This window comes from Agrococcus casei LMG 22410 (assembly GCF_900163565.1).
Taxonomy (GTDB): Bacteria; Actinomycetota; Actinomycetes; order Actinomycetales; family Microbacteriaceae; genus Agrococcus; species Agrococcus casei.
The window spans coordinates 84362-104934 of record NZ_FUHU01000041.1 but is presented as its reverse complement, the minus strand read 5'-3'; the positions used below and the strand labels follow the sequence as shown (position 1 = coordinate 104934).

23 protein-coding genes are annotated in these 20573 nt (G+C 67.1%); 9 read left to right on the top strand and 14 right to left on the bottom strand.

The window, feature by feature from the left end:
• The 4 genes from CZ674_RS14195 to CZ674_RS10385 form a co-directional block, all read left to right on the top strand.
• Positions 1-365, top strand: a 365-nt coding sequence (locus CZ674_RS14195) for a hypothetical protein (protein WP_200810089.1), incomplete at its 5' end; no start/stop codon positions are given.
• 56 nt (positions 366-421) lie between these two features.
• Entirely contained in the window at positions 422-1411 is a 990-nt protein-coding gene (locus tag CZ674_RS10395) for an N-acetylmuramoyl-L-alanine amidase (protein ID WP_086992449.1), read from the top strand.
• A gap of 8 nt (positions 1412-1419) precedes the next feature.
• Positions 1420-1875, top strand: a complete 456-nt coding sequence (locus CZ674_RS10390; protein WP_086992448.1) for a hypothetical protein — start codon at positions 1420-1422, stop codon at positions 1873-1875.
• 3 nt (positions 1876-1878) lie between these two features.
• The gene (locus CZ674_RS10385) at positions 1879-2178 is read left to right on the top strand and encodes a hypothetical protein (protein WP_086992447.1); all 300 of its coding nucleotides are present in this window, start codon (positions 1879-1881) and stop codon (positions 2176-2178) included.
• Positions 2179-2254: 76 nt separating this feature from the next.
• Here the strand turns inward: CZ674_RS10385 and CZ674_RS10380 are convergent, their stop codons facing one another.
• On the bottom strand, positions 2255-2533 hold the full coding sequence (locus CZ674_RS10380) for a hypothetical protein (RefSeq protein WP_086992446.1): 279 nt from the start codon (positions 2531-2533) through the stop codon (positions 2255-2257).
• A 103-nt stretch (positions 2534-2636) separates the two neighbouring features.
• On the opposite strand from CZ674_RS10380, the gene CZ674_RS10375 reads away from it, so the two are divergent.
• Both CZ674_RS10375 and cls read left to right on the top strand, forming a co-directional pair.
• Positions 2637-3122 carry a YajQ family cyclic di-GMP-binding protein gene (locus tag CZ674_RS10375; RefSeq protein WP_086992445.1) on the top strand — a complete coding sequence of 162 codons (486 nt, stop codon included), beginning with the start codon at positions 2637-2639 and terminating at the stop codon, positions 3120-3122.
• Between the two features lie 9 nt (positions 3123-3131).
• On the top strand, positions 3132-4601 hold the full coding sequence (gene cls / locus CZ674_RS10370; RefSeq protein ID WP_234988555.1) for a cardiolipin synthase: 1470 nt from the start codon (positions 3132-3134) through the stop codon (positions 4599-4601).
• A gap of 17 nt (positions 4602-4618) precedes the next feature.
• On the opposite strand, the gene CZ674_RS10365 is transcribed toward cls, so the two are convergent.
• From CZ674_RS10365 to CZ674_RS10355, 3 genes are read right to left on the bottom strand one after another with little or no spacing between them, the layout of a single operon-like run.
• On the bottom strand, positions 4619-5959 hold the full coding sequence (locus CZ674_RS10365) for an FAD-dependent oxidoreductase (RefSeq protein WP_086992444.1): 1341 nt from the start codon (positions 5957-5959) through the stop codon (positions 4619-4621).
• 15 nt (positions 5960-5974) lie between these two features.
• The gene (locus CZ674_RS10360) at positions 5975-6982 is read right to left on the bottom strand and encodes a polyprenyl synthetase family protein (RefSeq protein ID WP_086992443.1); all 1008 of its coding nucleotides are present in this window, start codon (positions 6980-6982) and stop codon (positions 5975-5977) included.
• Complete coding sequence (locus tag CZ674_RS10355; RefSeq protein WP_200810088.1) at positions 6982-7734, bottom strand: class I SAM-dependent methyltransferase; 753 nt, start codon at positions 7732-7734, stop codon at positions 6982-6984. Before CZ674_RS10355 ends, CZ674_RS10360 begins: the two co-directional genes overlap by 1 nt.
• 56 nt (positions 7735-7790) lie before the next feature.
• Between CZ674_RS10355 and CZ674_RS10350 the strand changes: the two genes are divergently transcribed.
• Positions 7791-9047, top strand: a complete 1257-nt coding sequence (locus CZ674_RS10350; protein ID WP_086992441.1) for an isochorismate synthase — start codon at positions 7791-7793, stop codon at positions 9045-9047.
• A gap of 9 nt (positions 9048-9056) precedes the next feature.
• Here CZ674_RS10350 and CZ674_RS10345 read toward each other — a convergent pair whose 3' ends face one another.
• From CZ674_RS10345 to CZ674_RS10335, 3 genes are read right to left on the bottom strand one after another with little or no spacing between them, the layout of a single operon-like run.
• Positions 9057-9914: a polyphosphate kinase 2 family protein gene (locus CZ674_RS10345; RefSeq protein ID WP_086992440.1), complete on the bottom strand. Its 858-nt coding sequence runs from the start codon at positions 9912-9914 to the stop codon at positions 9057-9059.
• Positions 9915-9923: 9 nt separating this feature from the next.
• Entirely contained in the window at positions 9924-11645 is a 1722-nt protein-coding gene (menD, locus tag CZ674_RS10340) for a 2-succinyl-5-enolpyruvyl-6-hydroxy-3-cyclohexene-1-carboxylic-acid synthase (RefSeq protein ID WP_234988554.1), read from the bottom strand.
• Positions 11575-12075 (bottom strand): PLD nuclease N-terminal domain-containing protein, encoded by a 501-nt coding sequence (locus CZ674_RS10335; RefSeq protein ID WP_086992439.1) that lies wholly within the window; start codon positions 12073-12075, stop codon positions 11575-11577. Before CZ674_RS10335 ends, menD begins: the two co-directional genes overlap by 71 nt.
• Positions 12076-12177: 102 nt before the next feature.
• On the opposite strand from CZ674_RS10335, the gene CZ674_RS10330 reads away from it, so the two are divergent.
• Positions 12178-12576 carry a DUF4229 domain-containing protein gene (locus CZ674_RS10330; protein WP_159456961.1) on the top strand — a complete coding sequence of 133 codons (399 nt, stop codon included), beginning with the start codon at positions 12178-12180 and terminating at the stop codon, positions 12574-12576.
• Between the two features lie 7 nt (positions 12577-12583).
• Here the strand turns inward: CZ674_RS10330 and CZ674_RS10325 are convergent, their stop codons facing one another.
• Genes CZ674_RS10325 through CZ674_RS10310 form a run of 4 tightly spaced genes read right to left on the bottom strand, consistent with a single transcriptional unit; the run spans position 12584 to position 16082 of the window.
• Positions 12584-13588: a 1,4-dihydroxy-2-naphthoate polyprenyltransferase gene (locus tag CZ674_RS10325; protein ID WP_086992437.1), complete on the bottom strand. Its 1005-nt coding sequence runs from the start codon at positions 13586-13588 to the stop codon at positions 12584-12586.
• A gap of 18 nt (positions 13589-13606) precedes the next feature.
• Positions 13607-14611 (bottom strand): AMP-binding protein, encoded by a 1005-nt coding sequence (locus tag CZ674_RS10320; RefSeq protein WP_086992436.1) that lies wholly within the window; start codon positions 14609-14611, stop codon positions 13607-13609.
• On the bottom strand, positions 14611-15519 hold the full coding sequence (locus CZ674_RS10315) for a 1,4-dihydroxy-2-naphthoyl-CoA synthase (protein ID WP_086992435.1): 909 nt from the start codon (positions 15517-15519) through the stop codon (positions 14611-14613). Before CZ674_RS10315 ends, CZ674_RS10320 begins: the two co-directional genes overlap by 1 nt.
• A 53-nt stretch (positions 15520-15572) precedes the next feature.
• Entirely contained in the window at positions 15573-16082 is a 510-nt protein-coding gene (locus CZ674_RS10310) for a hypothetical protein (protein ID WP_143244717.1), read from the bottom strand.
• A gap of 42 nt (positions 16083-16124) precedes the next feature.
• Here CZ674_RS10310 and CZ674_RS10305 point away from each other — a divergent pair, with 42 nt between their 5' ends.
• Positions 16125-17141, top strand: coding sequence for an o-succinylbenzoate synthase (locus CZ674_RS10305; protein ID WP_086992433.1), 1017 nt, complete (start codon positions 16125-16127; stop codon positions 17139-17141).
• Position 17142: 1 nt separating this feature from the next.
• Here CZ674_RS10305 and ccsB read toward each other — a convergent pair whose 3' ends face one another.
• From ccsB to CZ674_RS10290, 3 genes are read right to left on the bottom strand one after another with little or no spacing between them, the layout of a single operon-like run.
• Positions 17143-18126 carry a c-type cytochrome biogenesis protein CcsB gene (gene ccsB, locus CZ674_RS10300; protein ID WP_234988553.1) on the bottom strand — a complete coding sequence of 328 codons (984 nt, stop codon included), beginning with the start codon at positions 18124-18126 and terminating at the stop codon, positions 17143-17145.
• Positions 18127-18148: 22 nt separating this feature from the next.
• Positions 18149-19771 carry a cytochrome c biogenesis protein ResB gene (resB, locus tag CZ674_RS10295; protein WP_234988552.1) on the bottom strand — a complete coding sequence of 541 codons (1623 nt, stop codon included), beginning with the start codon at positions 19769-19771 and terminating at the stop codon, positions 18149-18151.
• A complete protein-coding gene (locus CZ674_RS10290; protein ID WP_327078622.1) occupies positions 19752-20522 on the bottom strand; it encodes a cytochrome c biogenesis CcdA family protein in 771 nt (256 codons plus the stop codon). The genes resB and CZ674_RS10290 overlap by 20 nt, the downstream gene beginning before the upstream one ends.
• Between the last annotated feature and the right edge of the window lie 51 nt (positions 20523-20573).

Genomic DNA, 20573 nt, shown 5'->3' with positions numbered 1-20573 from the left:
GCCGTCACACTGGCGGCATAAACCCCCCGACTCAACCAAACCCTCAGCAGACCCGTCACTCCCTCGACTGGGTCTACGAACACTGGATCGATGCACCCCTGGCTGCCGACACCCTCGCTCGCGTCCGGGTCATTGCCACCGACCACGACGTGTGGGTCGGACAGGTCCTGGTCGTCGATCGTGACGGCGCGAACGTCGCCTACTGGTCGGACGCGGAAACGATCACGCACTGGCGCGACCGTGCCGCACTCGACTGGGGTCTATCCGGCGTGGCCATGTGGACCCTCGGCCAGGAGGACCTGCGCGTGTGGGAGCGCCTGGCCGGTGGCGAACTGCCGCAGGACACGAAGGTACTCAACGGGTAACCGATCATCACCGCGTGCCGCCCGGTACGCCTCAACGAACAAGGAGGAGAACACACATGGTCAAGATTCGTAAGCAACTTATCCCCTCGATGCAGATGGCCAACGGCACCGCGAACCGGTGCGAGTGGCTGACAATCCATGAGACTGCGAATACGTCAGTCGGCGCGAACGCCGCCGCTCACGCCAACCTGCAGGCGGGGTTCTGGCCTCACGCATCCTGGCACTGGAGCGTTGACGCTATCGAAGCGGTGCAGTCCTACCTGCACAATCGACAGCTGCGTCACGCGGGTGACGGCGCATGGGGCACGGGCAACGCTCACTCCATCGCAATCGAGATATGCGTCAACAGCGACATGTCTCGTGCGGCGGCTCGCGAGAACGCTGCTCAGCTCGCAGCGAAGATTCTTCGGGAGGAGGGCATCCCGATCAGTCGCATGGTCCAGCACAACAAGTGGAGCAGCGAGGACAAGAACTGCCCGACGTTCATGCGCGCCAACGGCGGCAAGCTGTGGCGCGAGTTCGTCGCTCGAGTGCGTGCTCTTCTGGGATCGCCCGATGCCCCGGCACCCGACCCCAAGCCCAAGCCACCGGCAACCGGCAAGAAGTCCATCTCGCAGCTCGCCACCGAAGTGCTCGACGGGAAGTGGGGCAACGACCCTCGCCGCTCGCAGCAGCTCCGAGCGGCAGGCTATGACGCTGCCGCCGTGCAGGCCGAAGTGAATCGACGCCTCGGGCTCGGCGGCTCGAAGCCCACGCCGAAGCCAGCGGGCAAGACCATCTCGCAGCTTGCCGACGAGGTCATGGCCGGGAAGCACGGCAACGGCGACGCGCGCAAGAAGTCGTTGGGCTCGAACTACAACGCTGTGCAGGCCGAGGTCAATCGACGCCTGAGTGGCGGCGGCTCCGGTGGCGGCAAGTCTGTCTCGCAGCTGGCGACCGAGGTGCTCCGCGGAGATTGGGGTAACGACCCCGATCGTAAGCGTCGCCTCGAAGCGGCGGGCTACAACTACCACGCCGTGCAGGCCGAGGTGAACCGGAGGATCTAGTGCCAACAATGAGCGAACTAATCGAACTCGCTCCCTGGCTGGCGGCCGTCGTCATCGTCGTGTCTGTCGTCGTGTTCATTACGACGAAGGTCGTGCCGGTGGTCCGCAAGTTCTCGCGGTTCCTCGACGACGTACTGGGCGCTCCACCGCGACTTGGCATGGCCAGACGTTTGTCGCTCATGGAGCGGGTCGCCTCTATTGAGTCGGTCATAGTCGGGACGCCCGCGAGCCCTGGTGTGACGGCGCGACCCGGGCTCGATGCTCGGGTCGCGCTCATTGAGCACGAGGTGACGACGAACCACGGCACTTCATTGAAGGACGCCGTCAAGCGCACCGAGGAGCGCGTCACCAAAGTGACCGGCGACGTCGAGAAGGTTCGCATGAACCTTCATGAGCACATCACCGAATCTGAACCGATCCGGCAGCAGGTCGACGACCTTCACGCCAAGTACACGAAGGAGTAACCCATGTCCGAAACATCGACCCAGCAGCAGCACCCTTGGCGGTCCGCTGCGCGAACCGCCCTGCAGACGGCGGTCGTGCTCGTGGCTGCAGCGATCGTCGCCGGTCCTGAGATCGCGGCGTTCGTCGAACAGTTCTGGCCGGGCTCGCCCGTGCCCGCGTGGATCGCTGCGGCGGTCGCGTTCCTCTCCGCGGCGTCGGGCCTCTTGGCTCGGCTGTCCGCGCTCCCGGCAGTCGATCGGCTGTTGGAGCACATCGTCCGGCTTGGTTCCGCCCCTGGCGTGGATCGTGCCAACACTCCCTGACGTCGCGTGACGTGAAACGGCCCCCGGGTCGGAGCCTTCGTGGTTCCGGCTCGGGGGCCGTTTTTTCGTTCCCGGGTTAGCGGGCGTCGGCGGTGATCTGCGCAGCCATTTTGTGGGCCTTCGCGACTTCGCTTCGGCTCCATGCCTCGATCACGAGCACTTCTCCCTCGGGTGTCGTGATGGTGAGGTAGGTCGCGGAGTTCAAGAACCCGCTGCTGGGTCCGGCGGTGACGGTCGCGACCGAGCCGGGGCCGAGTGGCCACTTCCCGGGTCGCCATGACAGTGCGGCCGAGCGGATCAGCACTCCGCCCTTGTACTTGAATTGGGTGATGGTCGGTGCCTTTGCCATGGTCATGGTCCCTTTGTGCTGGCGTTGTCGGCGGGGCCGGTCGTGGCTCCGTTGTGCTTGAGCTGTTGCATAGTTCCTCCTGGTCGGGGCCACCCGGTAGGTTGGCCGTATGGAATCATCGTTTGACATCGAAAGCAAGGTCGACCCGATGGAGGCCGAGAACGCTGTGAACCAGGCCCGCAAAGAGGTCGCCCAGCGTTACGACTTCCGCAACGTCGGCGCCGACATCTCATGGCAGGGCGAGAAGGTGCTGATCAAGGCGAACTCCGAAGAGCGCGTCAAGGCAGTTCTCGACGTCATGCAGACCAAGTTCATCAAGCGCGGCATCGAACTCAAGATGCTCGAGACCGGCGACCCCTACCCCAGTGGCAAGGAGTATCGCATTGAGATTGTTCTGAAAAACGGCATCTCGACCGAGAACGCCAAGAAGATTCAGAAGGTCATCCGCGAGCAGGCGCCGAAGACGGTCAAGAGCCAGATCCAGGGTGAAGAGCTGCGCGTGAGCTCAAAGAGCCGCGACGACCTGCAGAACACCATTCGCTTGCTGAAGTCAGAGGACTTCGACATCGACCTGCAGTTCAGCAACTATCGCTAGCTGACGCGAGTGGACTTCTTCTGGGCGCTCCTGGACTTTCCGGGCTCAGACGTCATCACGACGATCATTCTCGTAATCGACGTGATTCTCAGAATTGTCGCGCTCGTCATCATCCCCTACAACCGCAGGCCAGCTGCCTCAATGGCTTGGCTGCTGCTCATCATGATCAACCCGATCATCGGGTGGCTCATCTTCAGCGTGCTCGGCAACACGAGGCTGCCAAAAGCGCGACGCAAGAAAATGCGCGAGATCATGAGTCTCATCGAGGCGCGAGTTCGCGACGCCGAGGACGACAAGGACGCCAACCGCACAGCGGCCTGGTTCCCGGGCGTGCTGAAGCTCAACCGATCACTGACCAATATGCCTCACGTGGGCGGCAACGCCATCACGGTCATCTCCGAGTTCGACGCGCAGCTCGACGCCATGGTGCGCGCCATCGACAGCGCGACACAGCGCGTGCACGTCGAGTTCTACCTCATGGTCGAGTCGACCAGAACACGCCGCCTCTTCGATGCTTTGGCACGAGCGCGCGAGCGCGGCGTCGAAGTGCGAGTGCTGATCGACCACATTACGGCCGTCCGATACCCGCGCACGAAAGAGACGCGCGAGCGCCTCGAGCACATGGGCGCCGAGCTGCACTACATGATGCCGTTGCGTCCCTGGAAGGGCCAGTGGCAGCGCATCGACCTGCGCAACCACCGCAAGCTCGTCGTCATCGACGGCCGCGTGGGGTTCGTCGGCTCGCTCAACCTGATCGACCCGTCGTACCTGTGGAAGAAGAACATCCGTCGTGGCCTCATCTGGCGTGACCTCTGGATCGAAGTCCGCGGTCCGCTCGTCACCGAACTCGAAGCGCTCTTCCTCTCTGACTGGTGGCTCGAGTCAAACGAGCTGCTCTCTGTGCTCGAGACCGACGAGCGGCCGGGCGAGATCGAGGCATCCCTGATTCCCAGCGGTCCCGGCTTTAGCGGCGAGGTCAACCTGCGCGTGTTCAACGAGCTCGTGCACAGTGCCGAAGAGCGACTCGTCATCGTCAGCCCGTACTTCGTACCTGACGACACCATGAGTTACGCAATCACCTCCGCGGCGCTTCGAGGCGTTCGAGTCGAACTCTACGCGAGCGCCATCGGCGACCAGTTCTGGACCTTCCATGCGCAGCGTTCGTACTACGAGAGCCTGCTGCGGCACGGCGTGAAGATCTACCTCTACTCAGAGCCCACCGTGCTGCACTCGAAGTTCATGACCTTCGACAACGACGCGGCGATCGTCGGCTCGTCGAACATCGACATGCGATCGTTTGGCCTCAACTTCGAGGTATCGGTTCTGACCGAGGGCCGCGAGATGGTCGAAGAGCTCAATCGTGTCGCCGACCAGTACCGTCGCTCGTCGCACCTGCTCACGCTCGAGAGCTGGCTGCAGCGCCCCGCCGTGACGCGAGTGTTCGACAACGTCGCGCGACTCAGCTCGGCCCTGCAGTAGCCCGAACTGCAGTGAGCCTACGAGTCGCGCGAGATGCGAATCATCTCTTCACGCGGAACGACCTTGATGCGCTCCCTGCCGTGCGGCTCACCCAGTGAGACTTCGTGCGCGTCTAGCTTCGCCCATCCGCCGATGTCGGTGAACTGCACTCCGCGCTCTGCAAGCAGCGCAGTCACGGCGTCTTCTTCGGGCGCCTCTGGCTGCCACCACTTGGCCTCGTCAGCGAGCAGGCCCTCGATGGTCTCTTTCGCATCAGACTTGGTGGCGCCGATCAGGCCGACCGGCCCGCGCTTGATCCAGCCAGTCGCGTAGACGCCGGCAACCTGCTCGCCGTCTGCGACGACGCGACCGCCCTCGTTCGGGATCACGCCGCGCATCTCGTCGAACGGAACACCGTCGAGCGGCGAAGAGTAGTAGCCGACTGCGCGGTACACAGCCTGCACCGGAAACTCGCGGAATTCGCCCGTGCCCTCGAGGCCACCGTCGACCGGGCGCGTGCGCTCGATGCGCAGCGACTCGACCTTGCCGTCGCCGAGCACTGCATCGGGCTTCGACCAGAAGTGCAGGTGCAGGCGACGGCTCGCCGAACCGGTCTCGCGCTCGCGCCACTTGCCGAGCACTCGCGAGATCACGAGGATCTGCTTGTTCTTCTTCTGCTCTTCTTCGTCGGGGTCGACGCCGAAGTCGTCGTCGTAGAGCACCATGTCGACGTCATTCAGGTCGCCCAGCTCGCGCAGCTCGAGCGGCGTGAACTTCACGCCGAGCGGGCCGCGGCGGCCGAACACGTGCACGTCGGTGACGGGAGACGCCTTGAGGCCGTCGAGCACGTTGTCGGGCACCTCGGTCGGCAGCAGGTCTTCGGGGTGCTTCGCGAGCACGCGGGCGACGTCGAGCGCCACGTTGCCGTTGCCGATGACCGCGATCTCACGCGCTTCGAGCGGCCACTCGCGCGGCACATCGGGGTGGCCGTCGTACCACGAGACGAAGTCTGCGGCACCGTACGAGCCGTCGAGGTCGATGCCGTCGATGGCGAGCGGTGCGTCCTTCGAGGCTCCGGTCGAGAAGATCACGGCGTTGTAGTGGCGCTTGAAGTCGTCGAGGGTGATGTCGGTGCCGAAGTGCACGTTGCCGAACAGCCTGACCACGCCTGACTCGAGCACCTCGCGCAGGGCATTGATGATCGCCTTGATACGCGGATGGTCGGGTGCGACGCCGTACCGCACCAGTCCGTAGGGGGCCGGCAGGGCCTCAAACAGGTCGATGCTGACTTCGCGGTCAGCGGCTGCCTTCTTGAGGATGTCGGCTGCGTAGATGCCAGCCGGGCCAGCGCCGACGATTGCAATGCGAATAGGTGCCACTCGTGAAGCCTCCGGTTACTTGATTCGAGCGATGACGCTGCGCGAGAACTCTTCGAGTCCGCGGCGGACGGGCCCCCGCGGCAGGTCTTCGAGTGTGCGCAGCGCGCGCTGCTGCCAGTCTCGAGCGACCTGCATCGTCTGCTCGGTCACCTCGTGAGCCGCCAGCGCTGCGACAGCACTGTCGAACTCTGCTGATTCTGTGTCTGCGAGCCGCTCGAGCAGGGCGGCGGAGTCTGCGTCGCCGCGCTGCTGCAGCAGCAGCGTCGGCAGCGTCGCGACGCCGGCCTTCACGTCGGTGCCCGCAGGCTTGCCCGTCTCGGGGCTGAATGAGAGGTCGATCACGTCGTCGACCAGCTGGAAGGCCACGCCGATCGCCTCGCCGAACTCGCGCATCGGCTGGCGGTAGCGGTCGTCGGCGTTCGAGACGACGACACCGAGCTCGGCCGCAGCTGCGATGAGTGATCCGGTCTTGTCAGCGAGCACCTGGATGTAGTGCTCGACAGGGTCTTCGTCGCGGGGCCCGAGGGTCTCGTGCATCTGACCGAGGCACAGGCGCTCGAACGTGCTGGCCTGCAGGATGCCGACTTCGGTGCCCAGCGGCGCCCCGAGCTGGGCCGCCTTCGCGAACAGCAGGTCGCCGCCGAGGATCGCCATGGAGTTGCCCCACACGACGTGCGCGCTCGGAACGCCGCGCCGCACATCCGACTCGTCCATGACGTCGTCGTGGTACAGGCTCGCCAGGTGCGTGATCTCGACGATGATGGCTGCGTCGATGACCTCCTGCGATGCGCCCTCGCCGAGCTGCGCCGCAAGCAGCAGCAGCATGGGGCGGACGCGCTTGCCGCCGGCCTCCATGAGGTAGCGCGACAGTGCGTCGACGACGGGGTCGGTCACTGCCAGCTGGTCTGTGAGCCGGCTCTCGACCTGCTCGAGCCCTTCGTCGAGGGCGTTGAGTGCCGCACGCTCGGCCGGAAGGGCGAAGCGTGCGCGAGTGAGTCCGAATGCTTCTGCGATGCTCGCCATCAGTCTTCTGCGTTGTCTTTCAGTACGAAGGGCATGCGAAGGTGCTTGTCGCGCGGCTTGAAGCCACGGTGCATCGCAACGATGCCCATGCTGAGGTTGCGGTGCGCGACGCGCGTGAATCCTGACGAGCGGAGCCACTGACTCAGCGTGCCCTGGTCGGGCCACTTCTGAATCGACTCGAGCAGGTAGTCGTATGAGTCGGGGTTCGACGACATGAGCTTCGCCATGCCGGGAATCGCGATCTTCATGTAGGTCTCGTAGCCGCGCTTGACGACGCCGACGGGCGGGTGCGAGAACTCGGCGATCAGCACGCGGCCGCCTGGCTTCAGCACCCTGAAGAACTCGGCGAGCGCCTGCTTGGGCTTCTGCACGTTGCGCAGGCCGTACGAGATGGTGACGGCGTCGAACGAGTTGTCGTCGAAGGGCAGCTCTTCTGCCGATGCGTGGATGAACTCGAGATCGGGGTTGCGCTTGCGGCCCTCGGCGATCATGCCCTCAGAGAGGTCGACGCAGGTGACGAGGGCACCGGCCTTCGCCATGGGAGCTGCGCTCGAGCCGGTTCCGGCGGCGACATCGAGAATTCGCTCGCCCGGCTTCACGCGCACCGCCCGAGTCATCTGCAGACGCCAGAGCTGCGCCTGACCGAAGGTCATCAGCGTGTTCATGGTGTCGTAGCGCTTGGCGGTGTCGTCGAACATACGAGCAACGTCGTCTGGTTGCTTCTCCTGGTCTGCGGCACTCACACCCTCCATCCTAGACCGCCTGGCAATCGGGCCTCACAGCGAGCGCCGCGCATACAATTGAGCCCGTGCACACACCCGTCGCTCTCACCGCTCGCACCGAGCCGTTCACCGGGTCGGCACCGCTTCGCTACTCCGACGCACGCAATCCGCTCGCCTTCCTGAAGGGCGACGAGGGCATCGTCGGCATCGGCGAGACGCTGCGCCTCACGTTCACCGGCCGCAGCCGCTTCGCAGACGCCGCGGCCGCCTGGGCGGCGATCTGCGCATCCGCCACCGTCGACGATCCGATGCAGCTGCCCGGCACCGGCCTCGTCGCCTTCGGAGCCTTCGCGTTCGACGACGAGTCGCAGGCCGAGAGCGTGCTCGTGATTCCGCAGGCGGTCATCGGCGAGTCAGGCGACGACCGCTGGGTCACGCGCATCACCCTCGACCAAGAGGATTCGAGCGCTCCCCTGCCCGACCTGCTCGCCGAGACCGACATCGACGAGATGCGCGTCGACTTCACGCACGGCCGCATCTCGGGCGCCGCATACGAGGGCGCGGTCGTGGGGGCGCTCGAGCAGATCCGCACCGCAGACGTCTCAAAGCTGGTCATCGCGAGAGATCTCGAAGGGCGCCTGCCCGCCGGAGGCGATCTGCGCAGCGTCATCCGCGGTCTCAGACGCCGCTACCCGACCGCGATGGCGTACGCCGTCGACGGGCTGATCGGCGCATCCCCCGAGACGCTCGTGCGGGTTCGCGGCGGCGACCTGTTCACGCGCGTGCTTGCGGGCACTGCCGCACGGGGCGCGACGAAGCCCCTGGATGCCGAGGCGGCCGAGTCGCTCAGCGCAAGCGGCAAGAACTCCCGCGAGCATGCCCTCGCCGTCGAGAGCGCCCTGGCGTCGCTCGCCGAGGTCGGCGTCGAGCCGGCCGAGAGCGAGCCGTTCACGCTGCAGCTGCCGAACCTCTGGCACCTGGCAACCGACATCACCGGGTCGATCGGCGATGCGACGGTGTTCGAGGTCATGGACGCGCTGCACCCCACCGCCGCTGTCGGCGGAACTCCGACTGCGGAGGCCCTGCCGCGCATCCGCCGCATCGAAGGACTCGATCGGATGCGCTACGCAGGTCCGGTGGGCTGGGTCGACGCAGCGGGCAATGCGACGTGGGCGATCGCCCTCAGAGGCGCCGAGGTCGCGGCGAACGGCACGATCAGGGCCTTCGCGGGCGCGGGCATCGTCGAGGGCAGCGACCCGGCAGCCGAGCTGCGCGAGACCGAGATCAAGTTCAGGCCCATTCGCGACGCCTTCGCAGACCCGCTGCCAGAAGACGCGAGCTGAGCGCCAGCCTCACTCGGCCTCTGGCACGTCTCCCGTGGCGATGAGCCGCTCGCGCTCTGACTTGACGTTGAAGTCGGCCTTCGGCCACTCGGGCGAAATCGACTCGAGCGCATCGGTGAGCAGGTGCTGCACCGCGAGGCGCGCGAACCACTTGCGGTTCGCCGGCACCACGTGCCAGGGCGAGGCGTCGGTCGTCGTCTTCTGGATCGCCAGCTGGTAGGCGTGCTGGTAGGCATCCCAGTGCTCGCGCTCGTCGATGTCGCCGGGGTTGAACTTCCAGTGCTTGTCGGGGCGGTCGAGCCGCTCGAGGAGGCGCTCGCCCTGCTCTTCGCGCGAGATGTGCAGCATGACCTTGATGAGCACGGTGCCGCTCTCGTGCAGCTCCTTCTCGAAGTCGGCGATCGCGGCGTAGCGGCGCTCGAGCTCTTCTTCGTCGGCCCAGCCGTGCACGCGGTGGATCAGCACGTCTTCGTACTGCGACCGGTCGAAGACGCCGATCATGCCGGGCTCGGGAACAGCCTTGCGGATGCGCCACAGGAAGTCGTGCTGCTTCTCTTCGTCGGTCGGCGCCTTGAAGCCCGTGATCTGCACACCCTGCGGGTCGACCTGGCCGACCACGTGACGCACGATGCCGCCCTTGCCCGCGGTGTCCATGCCCTGGATCATCAGCAGCACCGAACGCGTCGAGCCCGCCTTCGACGATGCAAAGAGGCGCTCCTGCAGCTCGGAGAGGTGATCGGCGCCATCGGCGAGGTCGTCTTCGCCGTCTGCCTTCTTGCCGTCGTACGCGGGCGTCGACTGCGGGTCGATGCTCGAGAGGTCGAAGTTCGGGTCGGTCACGCGCAGGGCGTCGGCAATGTCGCTCATGCACCCACCCTAATCTCCTGAGGGCTCCTCGTGCAGTCTCACTTCGATGACGCAGGTGCTCTTCTCGGTCAGCGCCCGCTCGAGACCGGCCCTGTCTGTCACGAGCACGTGCGCCCATCCGTATGCCTCGGCGAGGCCCTTGAAGTCTGCTCGCACCGGCGTCGTGAGCACGCGCGTGAAGTCTGCCTCGTCGGCGCTCTGCCGCACCTCGAGGTCGTCGAAGATCGTGCCGCCGCCGTCGTCGCCGATCACGATCTGCACGCGCGGCCGCTGCTCTGCCGGGTTCACCAGCAGCGATGCGGCGTCGTGCAGCGCGGTGATGTCGCCGACGAGGATGCGCGTCACACCGCCGCGCGCCGAGCGGTCGAGCGCCGCTGCGACGCCGAGCCCGGTCGCGATGGTGCCGTCGATGCCGGCGAGGCCGCGGTTGGAGTGCACCGTGATCGCCTTGCCCGTGACCGTGCGGTCGAGCACCCGGATGAGTCGCGATGCCCCGAGCACGAGCCGGTCGTGGGGCCACGTGTGCTCCCACACGCTGCGCACGAGGGTCTCGCGGTCGACCGGCCTGCGTGCCTGCCGCAGCCCCTCTTTGGCGAGTTCGCGGCGGTTCAGGCCCTCGATCGAGAGCGGCTCTTCAGCGGCCTCGCGCGCCTTGCGGTCGGAGACGACCCATCGCCCGAGCCACGAGCGGTCGGTCTCGGTGCTGGCGGCGGTCAGGCGCCCTCGCAGCGGCGTGCCCGGCAGGTTCTCGCCCGCGCGCGCGGCCACCAGCACCTCGTCGGCAGTCGCCAGCAGGCGTGCCGTGGAGCGCGACAGCGTGGGATGCCCGAACACGATCACGCGGCGCACCTCTGCCGCGAGCTCGGTCTCGAGCAGCTGCACACTCACGCACTCGCGGCCGAGGCGAGCACCGCTCGAGGGCTCTGCGATGAGCGGCACCGACAGCCGCTGGGCGAGCAGATTCGGGTCTTGGCCGTCACGCAGCGCGTCAGCCCCGGCAAGCACGACGGTGCCCGGCTTCGGCGCGACGGCGATCTCTGGCAGCTCGTCACGCCGCGGAGCCTCGAGCGTCGGCGGCTCGGCGAGCATGTCGGCATCTGAGAGCGGTTCGCGCAGGCGCACGTTGAGCTGCACGGGGCCCGGGTCTGCGTCTTGGTCGGTGACGTGGTCGGCGGATGCGCCGATCGCGGCGGCGAAAGCGGCACGGGCATCGTGGTCGGGCCGGGTGAGGGCATCGGCCTCGATCGTGCGTGCAGCGCGCACGATGCCGCTGAACAGCGTCGCCTGGTCGGTCGTCTGGTTGGCGCGCACGCCCTGCAGCTCAGCCGGACGGTCGGCGGTCAGCAGCAGCATCGGAACATCCGAGTGGTGCGCTTCGAGCACCGCTGGCACGAGGTTTGCGACGGCGGTGCCGCTGGTCACGACGACCGGCGCCGGAACCCCCGTCTCGCGGGCCAGGCCCAGCGCGAAGAATGCGGCCGAGCGCTCGTCGATGCGCACGTGCAGACGGATGCGCCCAGCGCGTTCCTGCGCAGCCGCGGCGAGCGCAAGGGCCTGCGAGCGAGACCCGGGGCAGACCACGAGATCGGTGACGCCGCAGGCGATCAGCGCTGCGATCAGTCGAGCGGAGTACTGGCCGGCGCTGTAGTGCTGGCCCGCGTCAGGCACCGAGCTGGCCGCCATTGCCGCGGTCGGTTCGCTGCGCGTCGTCGTCAGTGTCGGCGGCGGCATCAGCCTCGGCCGCCTCGTCTGCCGCAGCCGGCGCTTCTTCGTCGTGCCGTGCATCCGGCTCGTCTGACTCCGGCGACTCGGCCGCAAGACGCTCGCGCTCGGCGGCCTCTTCTGCCTCGAGCGCCTCAAGCTGCTCTTCGATCTCGCGAATGCGCTGGTCGGTCTCTTCTGTGCTGATCGCAGGTGCGCTCGAGCCGAACCGAGGGTCGTCATCGCCACGAACGGGCGCCTCTGCCGCTGCGCTCGCAGACCGCTTGCCCCACATGACCCACAGCAGCGGGCCCACGATGGGCAGCACGATCACGATCAGAAACCAGAGCGGGCGATTCAGCCGGCGAATGCGGCTGCGATCGGTGAAGCTCAGGTCGAAGAGGGCGTACACGAGCGCCACAAGAGCGATCAGCGCGCCACCTAGCAGAATCCTGGGCATGCATCCAGGGTACCGTTCGCCGTGAGCGGGCAGGTGCGGGTGCGCTGATGGCTGAACTGCGCAGTGCCGCAAGGACCTCGCGGGCGAATTAGAATGGGTGCAGTGTCTGCCTTTCTGAAGTACGCCGCCATCCGCATGGCGCTGTTCATCGTGCCGTTCGGCCTGCTGGTCGCAGTGGGCTGGAACCCGCTGCTCTCGGGCGGCATCGCCCTCGTGTTCGCGTTCTGCGCGGCCTACATCTTCTTCGGCAAGCAGAAGCGCGAGCTCGACGAGGCGATGCAGCGGGCGGCCGAGAAGCGCAAGAGTCGCGAGAACGAGACCGGCGCAGTGCGCGGCGAAGACGAGGCCAGCGAAGACGCGCTGACTGCCGAGTCACACCCCGAAGAGGCTGACGAAGCCGCGTCAGAGGACGCAGCCGACGTCGCTGGTGAGCACGACAGCACGGTTGAGAACGACGGCGCAGACGACGGCGAAAGCGCCGACGACCAGGACCGCGCGTAGCCGCTGCCTACAGGTACGGGTTGTTGAAGCCCGTCACGCCGCCCCAGAAGGCCAGGCCGAAGCCGACTCCGACCAGCAGTGCGCTGATGCCTGAGAGCGAGAGGCCGAGGATGAAGTCTTTGGTGCGATTGCCCATGCCCACGATGACGACGGCGGGCAGCGCGATGAGCATGACGAGCATCACCCATGCCCCGTGCATGAGCACGAGCGAGTAGATGCCGACGACGGTGAACGGCAGCAGCATCAGCAGACCGTAGAGCACGCGCGAGAACGTGCGCCCCACGAGGGTCGCGAGCGTGCGCTTGCCGACGGCGCGGTCGCTGTCGATGTCGCGGATGTTGTTGACCAGCATCGAGGCAGCCGCGAATGAGCCCATCGCGAGCCCGACGTAGATCGCGTCTTCGCTGATGGTTCCGCCGCTCATCGCGTAGACCGTGCCGACGACCGGCACCGGACCGAAGAACACGAACGAGACGACTTCGCCGAGGGCCATGTAGCCGTAGGGACGCTTGCCGCCCGTGTAGAACCAGGCCGCCAGGATCGCGACGACGCCGACTGCGAGCAGCCACCACAGCTGCGTGATGAGCACGATCGCCAGGCCGGCCGCTGCGCCGAGGGCGAGGAACGTCAGCGCCACATTGCGCACGGTCTTGGCTTCGGCCTTGCCCGAGCCCGTGAGTCGCGAGGGCCCCGTGCGCTGCTCGTCAGTGCCGCGAATGCCGTCGGAGTAGTCGTTGGCGAAGTTGACGCCGATCTGCAGGAAGAGCGCGAGCGCCAGGCAGAGCAGCCCGATGGGCAGCGAGAACACCTGCGAGTATGCGGCGATGCCGCTTCCGGCGGCCACGGTTCCGACCGCCATGCCGAGGGTGCGAAGGCGTGCGCCAGCGATCCAGTCGCCGGCTGTGACCCTGTGGGTGCCCTCGATCACAGCGTTGCGCTTTGCGGGGTTGCCGCTGCGCCTTGCCGCGGCGTCGCGCCCCGCCCTCGTGCTGCTTCGTCTCTGCTTTGCCATAGCCACCAAGGCTACCCGTCAGCCGAACAGGCGGCGACGCGGACGCTGGGCTGTGCGCGAGGCGACGAGACGCTTCAGCTTCTTGCGATCGGGCTTGCCCGTGTGCGTGGTCGGGATGACCGAGACCGTGACGACGTGATTGGGCCTGGCCGCCTTGCCGAGGGCGTTGCCGACTGCAGCGCGAAGCTCGTCGATGGAGGGGCGCGTGGTGGTGACGACCACCGGCACCTCTCCCCACTTGTCGTCGGGCGTCGAGACGACCACGGCATCCGACGCGAACACCTGCACGACGTGCTCGATGGCAGCGAGCGAGATCTTGAGTCCGCCAGAGATGATGACGTCGTCGATGCGGCCTGAGATCTGCAGCTGCCCGCCGATGAGCGAGCCTGCGTCGCCGGTGCGATACCAGCGCGTGCCTGCGGCGTCGTGGTAGAACCGCGACTCGGTCAGCGCTTCGTTGTCGACGTAGCCGTCGGCCAGCGACGGGCCCGAGACCTCGATCTGGTCGGTGATGCGAATCTTCATGTCGCCGAGTGGCCGGCCGTCCCAGACGCAGCCGCCGCAGGTCTCGGTGGCGCCGTATGTGCGGGTGACGCTCCAGCCGATCATCGATGCGCGCTCGATGAGACCGACGGGCGCGCGCTGCCCGCCCAGCAGGATGCGATCGAAGCGGCGGATTGGCGCGATGAACGAGCGGTCGAGCTCTGCGGCATCGACGAGGCGGGCGAGCTGCGTGGGCACGAGCGAGGTGTAGCGACGCTCGTGCGTGAGCTGCTGTGCGGCCTCGACGAACGCCTCAGCCGTGAACGAGCCAGAGGTGCGGATGAGGTCTGCGCCGCTGGCCGCATTGCGCCACTGCACGTTCTTGGCTGCGATGAACTGCTCTGGAAGCGACAGCACCCACTGGCCAGGGCCCCCGAGCCGCTCGTTGGCAGCATCAGTCGACGCCTGGGTCGCCTCGTCAGAGAGCTGCACCCGCTTGGGTGCGCTCGATGATCCTGAGGTCTCGACGATGATGCCCATCAGAACCGCCAGGGGTGGTCGGACCAGTCGGGGTCGCGCTTGCCAAGGAACGCGTCGCGGCCCTCTGCGGCTTCGTCGGTGCCGTAGGCGAGCCTGGTGGCCTCGCCCGCGAAGATCTGCTGGCCGACGAGGCCGTCGTCGACGGCGTTGAACGCGTACTTCAGCATGCGGATCGCGGTCGGGCTCTTCGTGAGGATCTCGCGCGCCCATTCGACCGCGGTCGCCTCGAGCTCTTCGTGGGGAACGGATGCGTTGATCGCCCCGGCAGCGAGGGCTCGGTCGGCAGAGTACTCACGGGCGAGGAAGAACACCTCGCGCGCGAACTTCTGGCCGGTCTGCCGCGCCATGTACGCGCTGCCGTAGCCGGCGTCGAACGAGCCGACGTCGGCGTCGGTCTGCTTGAACTTGCCGTGCTCGCGACTCGCGATCGTGAGGTCGCAGACGACGTGCAGCGAGTGACCGCCGCCAGCCGCCCATCCGGGGACCACTGCGATGACGACCTTGGGCATGAAGCGAATGAGTCGCTGCACCTCGAGGATGTGCAGGCGGCCCGCGCGCGCCGAGGCGATGGGAGACGAGTCTGCTGTGCCGTCTTGGTACTTGTAGCCGTCTTTGCCGCGCACGCGCTGGTCGCCGCCGGAGCAGAACGCCCAGCCGCCGTCTTTCGCGCTCGGGCCGTTGCCGGTCAGCAGCACGACGCCCACGCGCGGGTCGGTGCGCGCGTCTTCGAGCGCCGCGTAGAGCTCGTCGACCGTGTGCGGCCGGAACGCGTTGCGCACCTCTGGGCGGTTGAACGCGATGCGGGCGATGGCGCCGTCGTGGGAGCGGTGCGCGGTGATGTCGGTGAATGCCTCAGAGTGCGGTGCAGGCACCCAGACGGACGGGTCGAACAGATCAGAAACGCTCACAGCATCAGCCTAGCGACCTCGACTGACACGGGGCTTTTCACTGGCACCCGGCCTCAGGCGACGAGGACGATCAGCGCGAGCGGGAGCGCCGGGTTCGAGATCACGATGGTCAGCGTCGCGATGACTCCGGCGATGATGTTGAGGGCGCCGCGCTTGACGAAGCAGCCCACGATCGAGGCCAGCAGCGCGAGCGTGCAGATGCCCCACCACGGCATGATCGAGAAGAACACCTGCGGGTCGCCCTGGTTGACCATCGCGCCGTAGCCGATGCCGGCCACGATCAGGTGCAGCAGCGTGAGCGCCATCGCGGCGATGCCCCAGACGATTGACTTGCGCACCTTCTGGTCGGGTGCCAGGCGCGTGCCCACGACCCACGGCACGTCGTCTGATCCGGCAGTCGGCCCGGACGAGACGCCGTCCTTGAGCAGAGCGGGGCCGGCTGGCTGCATGCCGGGCTGCATGCCTGGGCGAGGCATCGGCTGCGGCTGGCCAGGGGCCGCCCCTGGGCTACCGTTGGGTGCGGGGACGAAGCCGGGTGTGCCGTTCTGCGGATGAAGCGTCATGGTCCTCAGTCTGTCAAACTGCGCGTGGAGGTCGCCTGAAAGATGCCTGAATCTCAGCCGAATGCCGATGGCTCGGCCGCTGTCTCGCTGGAGTCCCTCCTGGCCGGCATGCGCGTCGTCTCGCTGCCCATGACCGTGCGATTCAGGGGCATCACTGAGCGCGAGGCGGCTCTGCTTCCGATCGGCGACCGCTGGGTCGAGTGGAGCCCGTTTCTCGAGTACGAGGCCCCCGAGGCATCTCGATGGCTGCGGGCGGCGCTGACGACGTTCGACACCCCATCCGCTCCCCTTCGCGACCGCGTGCCCGTCAACGCGACGCTGCCTGCCGTGCCCGCCGACCAGGCCGTGCAGGTGCTCGAGCGGTACGGCCGCTGGCGCACCGTCAAGATCAAGGTGGCCGAGCGCGGGCAGCGCCTCGACGACGACGTCGCCCGCGTGCGTGCCGTGCGCGAGCGGTTTCCCGAGGCGCGCATCCGCATCGACGCGAACGGCGGCTGGGATCTCGACCAGGCCGAGACCGCGCTGCGCACCCTCGAGCCGTTCGGCCTCGAGTACGCCGAGCAGCCGGTCGCGCAGCTGCACGACCTCGTCACGCTGCGCACGCGCTTCGACCGAATTCCAATCGCTGCCGACGAGAGCGTTCGCAAGGCCGAAGACCCCTTGCGAGTCGCGCGGATGGGCGCAGCAGACATCGTCGTCGTCAAGGTCCAGCCGCTCGGCGGAGTCTCTGCGGCCCTCGACACCGTGGTCGCCTCTGGCCTGCCCGCAGTCGTCTCGAGCGCCCTCGACACCAGCGTCGGCCTGGCCGCGGGCGTGCAGCTGGCGGCCCGCCTGCCCTCGCTCGACTACGACTGCGGCCTCAGCACCGGCGCGCTGCTCGGCGGCGACGTGGTGCGACGCCGGCTGCTGCCCGAATGGGACGGCGACGCCGCTGTGCTGCCCGTGACGCAGCCGGAGGTCGACGAAGGACTGCTCGACGAGTTCGCGGCAGCCGACGAGCGCCAGCAGCACTGGCGCCAGCGGCTGATCGACTGCTGGCCGCTCGCGCAGGCCGTCTGAGCTACAGCCCCGAGTAGGCGTGCAGGCCCGTGAAGTACGTGTTGACGATCACGAAGTTGAACAGGATGGCGGCGAAGCCGATCAGGTTCAGCACGGCGGATGCGGTGCCTCGCCAGCCGCGCGTCGCACGAGCGTGCAGATAGCCGGCGTAGACGACCCAGATGATGAAGGTCCAGACCTCTTTGGTGTCCCAGCCCCAGTAGCGGCCCCACGCTGCGTGCGCCCAGATGGCGCCGGCCATGAGCGTGAAGGTCCAGAGGATGAAGCCGACGACCGCGAGGCGGTACGAGGTGTTCTCGAGCGAGTCGGCGTTCGGCAGCGAGGCGATGAAGCCGCTGCGCTTCGCCCGCTGGCGGATGAGCTGCACGATGCTGAGGCCCGACGAGATCGCCAGGAACCCGCACGCGAGCGTCGCCACGAACACGTGGATGACGAGCCACGGCGACTGCAGAGCAGGCGGCAGCGGCGTGATCTCGACGTAGTAGTTCGACGCGGCGCCGCCGAGGAACAGCGTCGCCATGCCCATGATGTAGACGCCGAGGAAGCGCACGTCGCGCCACAGCTGCGCGAACACGAAGACGCCGACCGCGAGCGCGATGCCCGTGAGCGCGAACTCGTACATGTTGGCCCACGGCACGCGCTCGGCGGCGACGCCGCGAAGCACGGTGCCTGCGACGTGCAGCACCCAGCCGATGACGGTGATCGAGAATCCTGCGCGCAGCCAGTTGCGGCGCTTTCGTCGGGGTGCGTTCGCTGGGGCAGCCTGTGAGATGACCGGTGTGGACTCGTCTGCTGAGACGTTCTGCGACTGGCCGCCTGCGGCATCCGCCCCCGCTGTGACGAGCTCGCGTCGGTTCGCGCGCGCCGGTGCGGCCTTCGCGCTCGAGCCGTGGCTGACGATGTCGAAGGCGTAGATCACGAACGCGAGTGCGTACACGACGATCGCTGAGAAGATCAGCAGCCGAGAGATCGTTTCGAATTCCACCTGTTCAACCTATCTGCGAATGCTATGAATCGTCTTTCGGCGAATCGGGGGCGTCAGCCTGGTCGGCTGAGCCTTCGCGAAGCCGATCTGCCACGTCTTCGACTGCCTTCTCGAGCGTCGGGTCTTCGCCGCGTGCGAGGCCTGCGACTTCGAGGCCCTTCGGCGTCACCTTCACCCAGACGCGGCGCCTCGGCACGAGCAGCGCGGTGATGAGGCCGGTGATCAGCACGATCGCCGTGACGAGCACGGTCTTGTTCATCGGGTCTGACTGGATGTCGATGACCGCGTAGCGCACGACCTCGTCGAGCGAGATGGTGCCGAGGCCGTCGGGCAGCTCGGCTGTCTCGCCGATCGCGAGCTCGAGCGACGCCGTGTCGGAGTCGCCGCCTGCGACCTGTGTCATGCCATCGGTGTCGAGCACGTAGACGTTGCTCGGGGCTCCGTCGTCGAGCCCGAGGTCGCCCGTGTAGACCTGCATGGTCATGAGGGGGTTCCAGAGGTCGGGATACCCCGATGCGTACGCGCCGGTGTCGAGCGGCACCGCGCTCGGGTAGAAGAAGCCGCGCATGCCGACCTGCTCGTCGAGGCCGTCGGGCAGCTTGATCACGCCGAGGCTCGTGTTCATCTCGTCCTGCGACAGGAACGGCACCGGCTCTTGGAACACCACCTCGCCCGCGTCGTCGCGCACCGTCACGACCGGCGCGTAGCCGTTCGAGAGCAGGAACAGGTCGGCGCCCTGCACGTTGAGCGGCTGGTTGACCTTGATGATCTCGTCGTGCGAGCCGTCTTCGTCGGTCACGGTCACGTAGCCGGTGAAGTCGGTCGGCTGGCCGAACGCCTCTTTGTTCTCCATCTCGTACACGACGTCGAGCTCGTTGAGCGTGAGCGAGAAGTCGGGCAGCGAGTCGGCAGAGAAGAACCGGCCGGGCTGGAAGAGATCCCAGCTCGAGAGCGTGTTGGCGTACGAGTAGCCCTCGAACACGAGCCGCTGGCCCTTGTAGCCGAGGCTGCCGCCCACCGCGACGGCGACCAGCAGCACGAGCATCGCCACGTGGAAGACCAGGTTGCCCGTCTCGCGCAGGTAGCCGCGCTCGGCCGAGACGCCGCCTTCGTAGAGGCGCGTGCGGTAGCCGAGCTTCTTCAGGGTCTTCTGGGCGCGGTCGACGTCATCGGCGTCGCCGGGCACCACGGTGTAGCCCTTGAGCCTGCTGAGGCGGGCCGGGATCTTCGGCGGAGGCGTGCGCAGCGCCTTCAGGTGGTGCTTCGTGCGCGGCAGGATGCAGCCGATGAGCGAGATGAACAGCAGCAGGTAGATCGCCGAGAACCAGTAGCTCTCGAACACGTGGTGCAGCTGGAACGCGTCGTAGAACCACAGCAGGCCAGGGTTCTCTTCGCGCACCTGGATGACGCCGTTGGGGTCGCTGGACTCCTGCGGCACGAGCGACCCGGGGATCGCGGCCATCGCGAGCATGATGAGCAGCACGATCGCCGTGCGCATGCTGGTGAGCTGTCGCCACACGAAGCGCACCCAGCCCATGAACCCCAGCTCGGGGTTCTTCGGCGCCGGAGCGGGCCGCTTCGCTGACTCGGCGTCGACGAAGTCGTCCGGCCGCAGCGGGTCTGCATTAGAGGATGGTCGTGACACTGCCGATCCAGATCGCTAGGTGGTCCATGAGCAGCATCCACAGGCCGGTCACCATCGCGAGGCCGATCGCAATGAGCGCGACGCCTCCTGCGATGTTGATGAGGCGCATGTGGCGCTTGAGCCAGGATGCGCTCTTGGCGGCCCAGCCGAAGCCGAGCGCCATGAGCATGAAGGGAATCCCGAGGCCGAGGCCGTACATGAGCCCGAAGAGGGCCCCCTGCCAGGCCGAGCCCGAGGTGATGGAGAGCGTGCCGATCGCAGCGAGCACGGGGCCGGCGCAGGGCGTCCAGCCGATCGCGAAGGCGGCGCCGATGAGCGGAGCAGTCCACATTCCGGATGCGGCGCTCACCTTGGGCTTCCAGATCTGCTGCAGAAACGAGACGCGGCCGACGAACACGAGGCCGGCCGCGATCAGCACGACACCCAGCACGCGCAGCACGATGTCGCGGTACTGGATGAAGAAGCTGCCGACACCGCCGACCACGGCGTTCATGACGACGAACACGAGCGTGAATCCGAGGACGAACAGAGCAACACCTGCAACCGTGCGGCCCATGCCTGACGAACCGCTGGATGCGCTGCCGGGCGACCCTGCATCCGCCGACCCTCCGAGTGATCCGAGCAGACCGAGGTATCCCGGGACGAGGGGCAGGATGCACGGAGAGATGAACGAGACCAGGCCTGCGGCGAGCGCGACGAGCAGGGCGAGCGCAAGCGGCCCCTGCAGCATGGTCTCGATGACGCCGGTCACCGCGCAGCCTCTGCCGCTGTGCTGATTGCCACTGTGCTGGTTGTCGCTGTG

Excerpts from the sequence above, each read along its gene's own strand:
- CZ674_RS10380 (WP_086992446.1), bottom strand. The coding sequence starts at position 2,533 with ATGACCATGGCAAAGGCACCGACCATCACCCAATTCAAGTACAAGGGC.
- CZ674_RS10345 (WP_086992440.1), bottom strand. The coding sequence starts at position 9,914 with ATGAGCGACATTGCCGACGCCCTGCGCGTGACCGACCCGAACTTCGAC.
- menD (WP_234988554.1), bottom strand. The coding sequence starts at position 11,645 with ATGCCGCCGCCGACACTGACGACGACGCGCAGCGAACCGACCGCGGCA.
- CZ674_RS10355 (WP_200810088.1), bottom strand. The coding sequence starts at position 7,734 with ATGGAGGGTGTGAGTGCCGCAGACCAGGAGAAGCAACCAGACGACGTT.
- CZ674_RS10325 (WP_086992437.1), bottom strand. The coding sequence starts at position 13,588 with ATGGCAAAGCAGAGACGAAGCAGCACGAGGGCGGGGCGCGACGCCGCG.
- CZ674_RS10395 (WP_086992449.1), top strand. The coding sequence starts at position 422 with ATGGTCAAGATTCGTAAGCAACTTATCCCCTCGATGCAGATGGCCAAC.
- CZ674_RS10360 (WP_086992443.1), bottom strand. The coding sequence starts at position 6,982 with ATGGCGAGCATCGCAGAAGCATTCGGACTCACTCGCGCACGCTTCGCC.
- CZ674_RS10335 (WP_086992439.1), bottom strand. The coding sequence starts at position 12,075 with ATGCCCAGGATTCTGCTAGGTGGCGCGCTGATCGCTCTTGTGGCGCTC.
- CZ674_RS10305 (WP_086992433.1), top strand. The coding sequence starts at position 16,125 with ATGCCTGAATCTCAGCCGAATGCCGATGGCTCGGCCGCTGTCTCGCTG.
- CZ674_RS10375 (WP_086992445.1), top strand. The coding sequence starts at position 2,637 with ATGGAATCATCGTTTGACATCGAAAGCAAGGTCGACCCGATGGAGGCC.
- CZ674_RS10385 (WP_086992447.1), top strand. The coding sequence starts at position 1,879 with ATGTCCGAAACATCGACCCAGCAGCAGCACCCTTGGCGGTCCGCTGCG.
- CZ674_RS10310 (WP_143244717.1), bottom strand. The coding sequence starts at position 16,082 with ATGACGCTTCATCCGCAGAACGGCACACCCGGCTTCGTCCCCGCACCC.
- CZ674_RS10390 (WP_086992448.1), top strand. The coding sequence starts at position 1,420 with ATGAGCGAACTAATCGAACTCGCTCCCTGGCTGGCGGCCGTCGTCATC.
- CZ674_RS10320 (WP_086992436.1), bottom strand. The coding sequence starts at position 14,611 with ATGGGCATCATCGTCGAGACCTCAGGATCATCGAGCGCACCCAAGCGG.